The following is a 544-nucleotide window of genomic DNA, read 5'->3' on the forward strand; positions in this document are numbered from 1 at the left end:
CCCGCATCCGATAGACCGAGGTCTGGCCCATCTTCTCGAACGGCGTGTTGGGGTTCAGGCCCAGGATCGTGTCGTCCGGATCGCCATGTTCGAAGAACGCGTCAAGGCTGCCGGTGACGATCACGTCCAGGTCCAGGAACAGCACCACCCCCGTGACGTCGCCCAGATCCCCCCACAGCCGCGACTTGGGCCACTTGCCGCGGGTGTTGACGGGGGCCTGATAGGCGAAATCGGGCAGCGGGCGCACCGCCACATCTGGATGCAGGCCGGTCCCGTCATCGGTGAAACAGAACAGCCGGAAGGGCGGCGTGATGTTGCGGGCGATCATCGCATGCAGGCGGTTGACATATTCGGGACCGAACTTGGCACCCCACTTGATGCAGATGATCTGCTTGACCGATCCGTTGCGCCCGTCGTCCATGTCTCACCCATTCGCTTTGGGTGCAGGGTTTCACAGCGCGCACCGCGAGGCAAGCAGGCCTCACGGTTCCGCGCAGGCCACGGAGGGTGCGGGGGGCTGGCCCACCGCCGTCGCGGGACGCAA

General features: G+C 65.4%; 1 pseudogene. It reads right to left on the reverse strand.

Annotation, left to right across the window (positions count from 1 at the left end):
* A pseudogene (locus TW83_RS17720) lies at positions 1-421 on the reverse strand (glycosyl transferase); the annotation flags it as partial.
* Positions 422-544 lie beyond the last annotated feature (123 nt).

This window comes from Paracoccus sp. S4493 (assembly GCF_000967735.1).
GTDB classification, from domain to species: Bacteria; Pseudomonadota; Alphaproteobacteria; order Rhodobacterales; family Rhodobacteraceae; genus Paracoccus; species Paracoccus marcusii.